This is a genomic window from Photorhabdus namnaonensis, assembly GCF_001684335.1.
Lineage (GTDB): Bacteria > Pseudomonadota > Gammaproteobacteria > Enterobacterales > Enterobacteriaceae > Photorhabdus > Photorhabdus namnaonensis.
The window spans coordinates 62,170-72,623 of sequence record NZ_LOIC01000078.1; the positions used below are offsets into that span (position 1 = coordinate 62,170).

The following is a 10,454-nucleotide window of genomic DNA, read 5'->3' on the forward strand; positions in this document are numbered from 1 at the left end:
GGTGCTATCGGCGATGCGGGCTGGTATGGATTCATCACAAAACTGGAATACAAAGCAGCAGAAAGAGGAGTTCATCTGGTCAAACTGGATCAATGGTTCGCCAGTTCGAAAATCTGTCACTGCTGCGGTAACAAAATGACTGAAATGCCACTACACAAGCGTATCTGGCAGTGTCCAGTGTGTGGAGTTGAGCATGACCGAGATATTAATGCGGCAATCAATATCCGACACAAGGGCATATTGGAATTAAAGGCGGCGGGACTCGTCGTAACAGCTCATGGAGACCCGTGTAAATCCGTCATATCGACGGTCGCGGTCTGAGAAGTGGGAAGCCTCGCCGTTTACGGCGGGGAGCAGTCACGGCGTTTCAATACGAAGCAGCCGAATGATGGCTTTTTCAGTGTAGAAGAAGATATTGGAATGCGGCGGGCAGCAACGGGGCACCGTCCTCTGGAATGGGAAATCAATGCGGCCATCGTTGATGGGAAACTGACTATTACCCTTGAATACATCCCTTTCCGTCATAATGAAGCTGCAATTAATGCATTATTAGCCAAGTGGAAGGGCGCACTAACCAAAGTCAGACATGCGCCGAATGAATTAAGTGATTTGGCCCCTTTGACACCAGCTCAGCATGCTTTTTTTGAGCGTGATAATCCAAATGAAAATCATTGTAATCATGGTGTGTTGTTTACACTGAGTCGCACTTTGTCATTGGCGACTGTTGAACAGGCGGCATCAGCGCTATTAGTCCGATTCCCTATTTTGGGAGTCAGCTTTATGGTTACTGCATTGGGGAGGTGGCAAGGAATTAACCCGCAAGCCCGTATCGCAACCGAACAATTTGAATTGCAGCAGATAGCCCCAAATAGCTTATCGCAGAAAATTACTGAGTTAGCGAATATAGGTCATGAGTCGTTAGATCTGCAGAATGGGCCAATTTGCCGCATACAACTTTATCGGACTGCTCATAATTTGCCGGACAAATTGTTGATTATAGTTCATCACTTGGTAGTCGATCCTTATTCCTGGGATTTACTTACAGAAGATTTAGCGGCGTTGCTTGGCGGAGCTGAAGCCCATGAATTAGATATTCCGACAACTTCGTATCTCGCTTGGGCCAGACGTTTACACCGATTGGTGCAGGATGATCCAGAGTTGTTTGGTGTTCGTTACTGGCTTTCACAACCTTATGAACAGGCACAGCAGTTAGTAAGTACGGATGCTATTGGCATTGAGGCGAATATGGTTGAGCAAACAACAGTATTTGATGAAGTACAGACTCAGCAGTTTTTAAAACCATCTGAGCACAGTCAACTTCCCGTACTTGCCCGATTACTGACTCTGCTTGCGCGGTCTTTAGAAAGCCATTTTCCTTCCAGTGCCAACAATATCCTTGTTGAGTTGGGAGGACATGGTCGAGAAGACCTATTCGACGAAGTTGATTTAGGACGCACTATCGGCTGGTTTACATGTGGTTTTCCGTTCCTGTTGCCCTTTTCGATGGGACGCAGTTTTGATGAACATGCAACTGACGTGGCGCGGTTGTTACGTGAGGTACCTGTTCGAGGGTTTGGCTTTGAAGCACTTCGCTATCTTTCTGTTAATCCTAAAATCACCGAAAAATTAAAGGCAATTCCTCGACCACAATTAAGACTGGATTTTGAAGGAGAGCTTTTATTTCTGAATACACCTGATGAGGAGAAAGTTAATCCGATCTTTATTGATATCACCACAGAGGGAACGGGTTACTGGAAGCCTCGGGTAACGCCGATGGATTATTTGCTTTGTTTTAACATCAGTGTGAATGATGGCCAGATGGAAATTCGTGCTCAATTTGCAGGTGATGTCATGCCAAAAGAGCAAATAAAAACGGTCCTATCTGAATTTAATGAACGGATAACTCATAAAAATTAATATGAAGATACAAACGAATATGCAAGGTATGAACTCTCCTAACCCATTAACAGGTTTTAAGTTGCTTTGGCAGAGCGCCCGGACAATGAAAAAAGCCATTATTGGCACTTTCCTGGCATTAATTGCCACACTTGTTTGCGATTTAGTGGGGCCATTTGTGATCCGTCATTACATCGATAAAGCTACCGCAGGTACTTTCGTTTATGAACTGGTCCTCTTGGCTTTGGGATACGCAATCATCTCTTTTGGCGGTGTTATCGCTGGTCTGGTTACCAGTTATTGCAGTACCAGTGCAGGTTGGGGTATTGCCGATGCACTTAGGCGTCAGCTATTTCATCATGTTGTGCACAATCGGTCTATCCTGCAAATTGAAAGTGAAGCTCAGGGTAAGCTCCTTGAAAAGATTGAGGGGAATGCGGACATCATTGGAAAAACTATTGCGGAATCTGGATTCCGGATTATAGGAAATATCGCATTAGCATTAGGTACTTTGGTGATTTTGTTTTCTATTATCCCAGAAGTTGGTATCGCAATTACCGTGTTGGTTCTCGTTGTGGCTTATGTTCTGGTGAAACTTACTAACCTTGCAGTAGTGCGATGGAAAAAAGCCCGTGAAGAGAGAGCCCACATATTTGGTTTTATCGGCGATACTCTTGCCGCGAAAGATGATTTGCATTCATTGAGAAGGAGCCGTTGGCCTGCTTTGCAACTACAGAAGATGCTTTCTGGCTTATTAAAAATAGAACGTAAAGCCTATGTCAGCGGACGCATATTTTGGCCGATTACCCAGCTATTTTTTGCCTTGAGTTTTGGCCTGGGTTTTGGATTTGGGCTGCAATTACTCGGTCATAACAGTATCAGTATTGGTACGTTAACCATGATTTATCTTTATGTTGACCGACTCAGAGAGCCAATGGAAGACATGTCTTCGGAGGTAGATCAGGTACAACAATTGATGGCGACCTTATCACTGGTAGTCAAGATGTTGCGAGATGAGGAGAAAGTCAATCACAACAGTGTAGAGAATCAGCTACCTGAAGGCCCCCTGTCAGTTCAATTTGATCAGGTTGACTTTCGCTATGAAAGTCAGGGTAAGCAAGTCTTACATAACGTGAGCTTCAGTGTGGACGCTGGAAGCAAAGTGGGCATTGTTGGGCGCACGGGGGCAGGTAAAAGCACATTACTCAATCTCATGTGTGGGTTGGCTCAGCCTGATAGCGGACGGGTTACTCTTGCTGGTGTTGAGGTCACTTCCATTCATCCTGATGAATTTTCCAATCGTGTGGCAGTGTTAAGCCAAAAAGCGTATCTCTTTTCAGCAACACTACGCGAAAACTTAACTCTGTTCGATAACAGCATTTCAGATGATGCAATTTGGTGCGCGCTCGAAGAGTTAGAGATCCATAAATGGGCGAAGACATTACCAGAGGGGCTGGATACTTTGGTGGGGGTTGGGGGGCGTTCATTGTCGGAAGGGGAAGTCCAAATGATTGCCGGGGTAAGAACCATGCTTCAAGACGCACAATTAATCATTATCGATGAAGGCACCTCGCTATTAGATCCTCGCACTGAGCAGAGTTGGATGAGATTACTGGAAAAAATTAGCGCTAATCGTACCGTGATCATCGTTGCCCATCGCCTGCATACATTATCCACTGCTGACCAAATCATTATCATGAATGAAGGCCGTGTCGAGGAAGTCCTTCATGGCGCAGGGATCAAAACGTTAACAAAACATAGGGAACTTATATCATGACGGGGTTAACCCACTTTTTCCCATCAAAAATGTTGCCTTCTTTACTGAGTTTAGTGCGCAGATTTTCCTTTCTTTACTTCATCAGCATGGTTATATGGACGCTGATCCACGGCTTACCTTTGGTCGTTGGTTTTGCCATCAGCCGGCTTCTTGATAGTGCTGTTGTCGATCCCGCAGGTTCAGCGGTTTGGTGGCTATTGGTATTGGCGGTAGGCTCGATGGTATTACGCTCAGTGATACTGATTTTTGGCTTACAGATTGATTTTACCCTTATTTTTAAGGTCAGCGCATATCTTAAACAACGCATTCTGGAGGGAATAAATTGCAGTCACTCTGGCGCGGATCTGCGTCTTTCTCAAGGGGATATGCTCAACCGTATTCGTAATGACAGTGATGAAGTAGCCTCTTTTCTCGGCTGGACAGCAGATTTCTTCTACCGGGCGGTACTATTGTTGATAGCACTTGTCGTGTTGCTGAGTACTGACATTGTGACGACATTGGCGCTTTTACCGATGGTTGGTGGTTTGTGGCTGGGTATAGCTCTCAAACATAAGGTCGGAGCATTACAGGAAGAGAAACGTCAATATCAAGGCCAAATTGCGGGTCGTATCACCGACATATTGGCAGGAATCCGTGACCTTCGCCTTGGTGGAAAGTTGGATCTGCATATTGAGCGACTTTCGGCAAGTTTTGAACGTCGTCGGGCGGTGCAGGCAAAGCATCAAATGTTCACTGATCTGCTGTCGGGGCTATTTCGTAACATCGTGATGCTAGGTACCTCTATTGTCTTGATTATTGTCAGTACCCGAATTGTCAGTGGTGATTTCACTATTGGTAAATTGGCTCTGTTTTTGACTTATATCGGTTGGGTCAGTGAGCAGATCTTCTTTTTTGGTCGCGCATTGGCTAACTATAAAAATGCCGATGTCTGCTACGAGCGAATTCAGCCACTGTTACAGACAGAGCAGCCTGTCAGCGAAGCCCCTATTGCTGATGACATACTGAAATCACTGACGGTGAGGGGGCTTTGTTGCAATAGCGATACGCAACCTATTTCGTTTGTAGCTACACCCAATCAACTCATTGTCGTTAATGGAGAAGTGGGTTCCGGTAAAAGTCGTATGCTTCGCGGTCTGCTAGCGCTGGAACGACACTTATCAGGAAGTGTGCTTTGGAATAACAAAGAAGTTTGTGGAGACGTTGATTGGTGGCAAAGCCCTAAAGTTACTTATGCCCGTCAGGGTGCTGGCTTTATTGGCGGTACTGTTCGAGATAACTTGGCACTGGGTAACGACGCTATCAGTGATGAAACTATGGAGTGGGCGTTAACGGCAGTATATCTGAAACCGGGTTCATCTGATCTTCCTGAAGGGCTTGATACTGTGCTGGGTTCCGGTAGTGTCAAACAGTTATCAGGAGGCCAGCGCCAACGTTTGGCATTGGCCCGTATGCTATGTCATTCAGCCGAAGTTTATGTCGTCGATGATTGCGATTCATCTCTGGATACTGATACAGCCAGAGCCATATGGTCAGCACTACCTAAAAAGTGGCCGGGGATCTGGATTGTAGCCTCGCAAAATATTGACCTGCTTGCTCAGGCGGATCAAGTGGTGACTATCAAACGGCGGAGCGAAACATCATGAATTACAGGGTGGTATGTAACAAAGAGGATAAGCACTCCATTTGGCCAGAAGGTCGGACATTACCGGTAGGGTGGCAAAGTGTGGGTTTTTCGGGATCAGAACAAGAATGCCTGGATTGGATAGATACATATTGGAGTGATCCCAAATTGAAAGTTTCCGGAGAGACGTTGGAATGAAACGTGTTCAACTGACGCCAGGATTATGGAATTACTGCGATCAAGAGCAAACGACAATGACTGTTGTGATTGCGCCTTTTGGCGGCGGCAGTGCTTATTCTATGACCGACTGGGTTCAGCAACTGCTGGCAGATAGTTATCGGGTACTGGTGCTTCAGTATCCGGGACGAGGTTCTCGAAGTATTGAACCACTCCCTTTATGTATAAGAGATTTAGCGGCTACAGCGGCAAAAGATGTATTGCTGCATACACAGGGTCCTCTTCTTCTTATTGGTCATAGTATGGGAGCATTGTTATGTCATGAATTGGCATTACTTTTAGAACAAGCTAACCGAACCGTTGAATATTTGGTCTTATCAGCAGCACGTCCACCACATTTGAATGGCATGGTACCAGAAGAGATACTCTGCATGAGCCGGGAAGCTTGGATTGAAGAGCTAAAAACCAATATAGGAAATGAAGATAAGAAACTGCTTCATGAGGATGTGCTTGATCTCATGTTGCCTGTATTGCGTGCTGATTATTTGTTGGTGGCTGAGCACAAACAAGCCAGTGGCAAGGTACATTGCCCTATTTTAGCCATTGGCGGTGATCGTGACCCGTGGGTGAGTCCATATCATTTACAAGAGTGGAAATCGCTGACACATGATTCTTGCCAATTAGTCATGTTCCCTGGAGATCACTTCTATTATCGAGATCAGCTTTACGACATTTATTTGTGTATCCGTCAAACTTGCTTAAAAAAGGAAGTCTGCGCTAATGAGTGATGAAAATACCCAAACACAAATGAAGTATTCATCCAGTTTTGAAGGTTTGACGGATGAATATTTGGTTGTAATAAATGATGAAGAGCAATATGCCTGTGTTCATTCCGAATGGCCTGTCGCTATCGGATGGCGAGCGACCGGTTTTAGTGGGACGCAAGAAACATGTAAAAAATGGATTGAAGAAGTTTGGACCGATATGCGCCCGGCTTCTCTGCGTAATGGCCCACAATCCTTTGATAATCAACCTCTGATAGTGATTTATGATGAAGGCGCAGCCCTTCCCAAAGATATTGTCACTGAATTGAATGGGGTTGCACCACTTGTACTTGTTATCAATTCAAACGAACACACAAGAGAGCGCATATCCTACTTCTCACGATTTTGTCACGTAGTTGATGGTTCTGATATTGCAAGGGCGGTATCAGAACTCGCTCTCCTTAATCCTGCGGGGATTGTGACATTTAGTGAGCGTGCCTTACGTCTTACAGCTACGCTGGCAAAACACTTGAATTTGCCTTTTCACGATCTCGAAACGGTCTATCGGCTTACTGACAAATATAAGCAGCGAGTGGCTTTACAAGAGGCTGGCATTGAGTCGATAAGATTCTACCTCATTAACACTGTGTCAGATTGGGAGCAAGCTGTTGAACAAGTTTGTCTTCCCGCAGTGTTAAAACCATCCTATGGTGGTGGCAGCATCGATACTTATCTTATTGAAGATCCGCAAACAGGAAAGAGACTGGTAGAAAAACTGCTTTCAAATAAGCAGATTGGATTTGATGGTGGTCGTTCACTGGTATTAGAGGAGTTCCTCCAGGGGCGGCTATCGTTGCCTTTTGGCGATTATGTCTCGGTTGAAAGCTTGGTGGTTAACGGAGAGATTAAGCATATAAATGTGACCGGCAAGATGCCACTTAGTCCCCCTTTTCGTGAATATGGTCATATCTGGCCATCAGTCTTAAGTGATAGTGAACAAAACCAAATCTATGCATTAACGTCAAGTGCCATCAAAGTGTTAGGAGTTAATCGGGGGATCACCCATACCGAACTGAAGTTGACTGAGCAGGGACCCAGGATCATTGAAGTAAATGGTCGAGTGGGTGGGGGTATCAACGAGATGGCCAAAATCAGCCTCAATATTAGCCTGCTTGAAATGGCTGCACGATTAGCGCTGGGAAAAATGATTGATTTCCCTGTGTTCAATCCTGAGCGCGTCTATTTCAATATCTGCCATATTGCGCCAACACGTCCATGTGAAATTCTCCGAATTAATGGGGAAGATGAACTTCTCTCTCTTGATGGTGTATCGTCATATCGCCCATATGTGTGGGCAGGAACTACTTTGCCGGGTGGCTCACAAACCAATGAAATTAACATGGTGTTGGGCAAAGTGGATAACCATAAGGCATTTCTGGATATTTATCAGCGTATGGGGCAGTGCTTGCGTTTTCATGTTCGATTTATGGACAGTGAAGAAGTTCAAATTCTTAATGCGCATGAATTGGGGGCGATATGAGTCTTATTTCAAATGTAGCTAAAGTGCCGGATAACATAAATCTCACTGACCCCCTGACTCATTTACGTCCTGATATAGATAACATCTGGCGGCAATTACGTAATGAGTCACCTGTCGCTTGGCATCCATCGGTCAATGGTCAATCAGGATTTTGGGTTGTCAGCACCCATGAGTTAACTATGCGGGTTTACCGTGATAGTCAAACCTTTACCTCTGTTCGTGGAAATGTCATGGCTACACTGTTACATGATGGAGACACAGCGGGTGGTCGCATGCTTGCAGTGTCTGATGGAGACAGACACCGTCAAATCCGCAAAGAGTTGTTAAAGTCTTTCAGCCCTAAGAACCTGATGTCGGTACAAAAAAGAATCAAAAATGCGATGCATGAGCTTGTACATAATGCGGTAGCATCCGGGCAATGTGACTTTGCCACTGATGTAGCTCCACATATTCCGTTAGCGGCTATATGTGATATTTTGAAAATTCCAGAATCTGATCGAGCAAAACTATTTGTCAATGCAAGTGCAGCACTGGCTTCGAACTCTTTGTCAGTTGATAAAGTAGATACCCGACTCGCCAGAAACGAAGTGTTGATGTATTTCTATAAATGTATTCAGACTCGCAAAATCGAGCCATTGGAAGATGATCTTGTCAGTAACCTGATAGCAATGACTCAAAACTCCTTGGCATTAACAGAAGAAGAAATAGTCTTCAATTGCTATAGCGTGTTACTGGGTGGCGATGAAACAACTCGGTTGGCATTGATAGGCATCATAAAAGCATTTGCCGAATATCCAGAATGCTGGGCTCAATTGCGACGTGGTGAAGCAGAAATTAGTAAGGCAGTAGAGGAGTTGTTACGATGGACCACGCCGGCTTTACATGGTGGTCGGACCGCAACGGTAGATGTTGAATTAGGCGGTCAGCAGATTAGGGCTGGTGATGTTGTCATTGTTTGGAATCGGTCTGCTAACTTTGATGAAACCGTCTTTACTAAACCCAATCAGCTTGATCTGAATCGGAGTGATAATCGGCATATTTCTTTTTCATATGGGGCTCATTTTTGCCTTGGTGCCGCTCTTGCCAGAATAGAAATTACTGCACTGCTGGAGGCGCTTGTGGAGCTTGTTGATGAGATCTCTTTGTGTGGAGAACCCAGCCCTATCTATTCGACTTTTCTATCTGGTTACCATCGCTTGCCAGTCAAATTGACTGCTGCACATTATTCATAGGAATAAATAATGAAAGAACGCATAGTGTTGCATGAACGAATAGTGTTGCATGAACAATTTGATGCGATGGTTGAAAATGCTCCTCACAAGATCGCCATTAGTGCACATCATGTAGAAATGACATACCAAAATGTGCAAGACCGTGCTACCCAACTTGCCTATCGACTAATGGAGTCGGGTATCGGGGCTGAAGATGTGGTTGGAATCTATATTGAGCGCTCTTCTGACATGATCATAGCGATGTTGGCTGCGCTTAAAGTTGGTGCTGCTTATTTAGCACTACCACCCGATTATCCGGCTGAGCGACTTCGTTATATGATAACGGACTCGCGTGCAAGGTTGGTGTTGACTCGAACCATGATGAAAGATTCAACGGTCATTGAAAATGTTGCCACTGTTTATATCGATGAAATCCAATCTGTAGTGCCAAAAATCCTGCCACAAGTTACCAGTCAACAGCTAGCTTACGTTATCTATACCTCGGGAAGTACAGGACGCCCCAAAGGAGTGGGAGTGACTCATCATGGTGTTGCCAACCTCGTTAGCCAGAAGCAGCAGTACGTTCATTTCGGACCTAATGAAAAAATATTGCAATTAGCACCGGCGGCTTTTGATGCTTCTGCCTTTGAAATATGGGGAGCATTGACTAATGGAGCGGCATTGGTATTGGCTTCTCCTTCATATCAAGCCATTGATGAGCTGCCGAAATGCCTTGTTGAACATGGTATTACGATATTGCTACTGACACCTGCCTTATTCCACGTATTGGTAGATTATCGCGAAGAGGCTCTGGATAGCGTACCTCAATTGCTTGTTGGTGGCGATGCAATGTCAGTCACTCATGCGTTTAAGTATTTGTCCAGAAAGCAGAAACCAGACAAATACTTTTTATTTAATAACGTATATGGTCCGACTGAAGGAACGACTTTGGTGAGTAGTTACTCTATGTCATCATTAAGTATTGATGCGATAAAATCTCCCTTAGGTAAACCCATCGTCAATGCGGAAATGTACTTATTGGATGAAATGTTGAGACCGGTCAGGCCAGGTGAGCGTGGTGAAATCTATATTGGGGGACAGTCTGTCGCACGGGGGTATTTATATCAACCTGGGCTAACCAGCCTGCGTTTTTTACCTGATCCTTTCTCCACCCAACCAGGAGCCAGAATGTTTGCTACTGGTGATGAAGGAGTATTGTCGAATGATGGACTGATTGAGTTTGTAGGCAGGCTTGATGATCAGGTCAAAGTGCGGGGGCATCGAGTTGAGTTGGCAGAAGTAGAGCATGCAATAAAAAGCTGCCAGGATGTGAGCGCTGTTTGTGTTGTGCTGAACATTGACAGTGATCGCCATGTTGAACAACTAAATAAGATTTCATAATAGTGCTACACTCATTTTTTGTCTTCCTGGCTTTTGCTGTGATGAAAACGATGCCAAAAAGGCATCA

8 protein-coding genes and 1 pseudogene are annotated in these 10,454 nt (G+C 44.9%); all 9 read left to right on the plus strand.

The annotated features are described in order from the left end of the window. Window positions 1–321, plus strand: a pseudogene (locus Phpb_RS26970) (RNA-guided endonuclease InsQ/TnpB family protein); the annotation flags it as partial. 3 nt (window positions 322–324) lie between these two features. Continuing rightward, complete coding sequence (locus tag Phpb_RS15755; protein WP_065391167.1) at window positions 325–1,917, plus strand: condensation domain-containing protein; 1,593 nt, start codon at window positions 325–327, stop codon at window positions 1,915–1,917. Between the two features lie 19 nt (window positions 1,918–1,936). Then, entirely contained in the window at window positions 1,937–3,673 is a 1,737-nt protein-coding gene (locus Phpb_RS15760; protein ID WP_240492575.1) for an ABC transporter ATP-binding protein, read from the plus strand. Beyond that, the gene (locus Phpb_RS15765; RefSeq protein WP_065391169.1) at window positions 3,670–5,316 is read left to right on the plus strand and encodes an ATP-binding cassette domain-containing protein; all 1,647 of its coding nucleotides are present in this window, start codon (window positions 3,670–3,672) and stop codon (window positions 5,314–5,316) included. Before Phpb_RS15760 ends, Phpb_RS15765 begins: the two co-directional genes overlap by 4 nt. Further along, window positions 5,313–5,492, plus strand: coding sequence for an MbtH family NRPS accessory protein (locus Phpb_RS15770; protein ID WP_065391170.1), 180 nt, complete (start codon window positions 5,313–5,315; stop codon window positions 5,490–5,492). Before Phpb_RS15765 ends, Phpb_RS15770 begins: the two co-directional genes overlap by 4 nt. Further along, a complete protein-coding gene (locus Phpb_RS15775; protein WP_065391171.1) occupies window positions 5,489–6,259 on the plus strand; it encodes a thioesterase II family protein in 771 nt (256 codons plus the stop codon). The genes Phpb_RS15770 and Phpb_RS15775 overlap by 4 nt, the downstream gene beginning before the upstream one ends. Beyond that, the gene (locus Phpb_RS15780) at window positions 6,252–7,775 is read left to right on the plus strand and encodes an MbtH family NRPS accessory protein (protein WP_065391172.1); all 1,524 of its coding nucleotides are present in this window, start codon (window positions 6,252–6,254) and stop codon (window positions 7,773–7,775) included. The genes Phpb_RS15775 and Phpb_RS15780 overlap by 8 nt, the downstream gene beginning before the upstream one ends. Then, a complete protein-coding gene (locus Phpb_RS15785) occupies window positions 7,772–9,007 on the plus strand; it encodes a cytochrome P450 (RefSeq protein ID WP_065391173.1) in 1,236 nt (411 codons plus the stop codon). Before Phpb_RS15780 ends, Phpb_RS15785 begins: the two co-directional genes overlap by 4 nt. Window positions 9,008–9,016: 9 nt before the next feature. Next, window positions 9,017–10,387, plus strand: coding sequence for an amino acid adenylation domain-containing protein (locus Phpb_RS15790; protein WP_065391174.1), 1,371 nt, complete (start codon window positions 9,017–9,019; stop codon window positions 10,385–10,387). The last annotated feature ends 67 nt before the right edge of the window (window positions 10,388–10,454 follow it).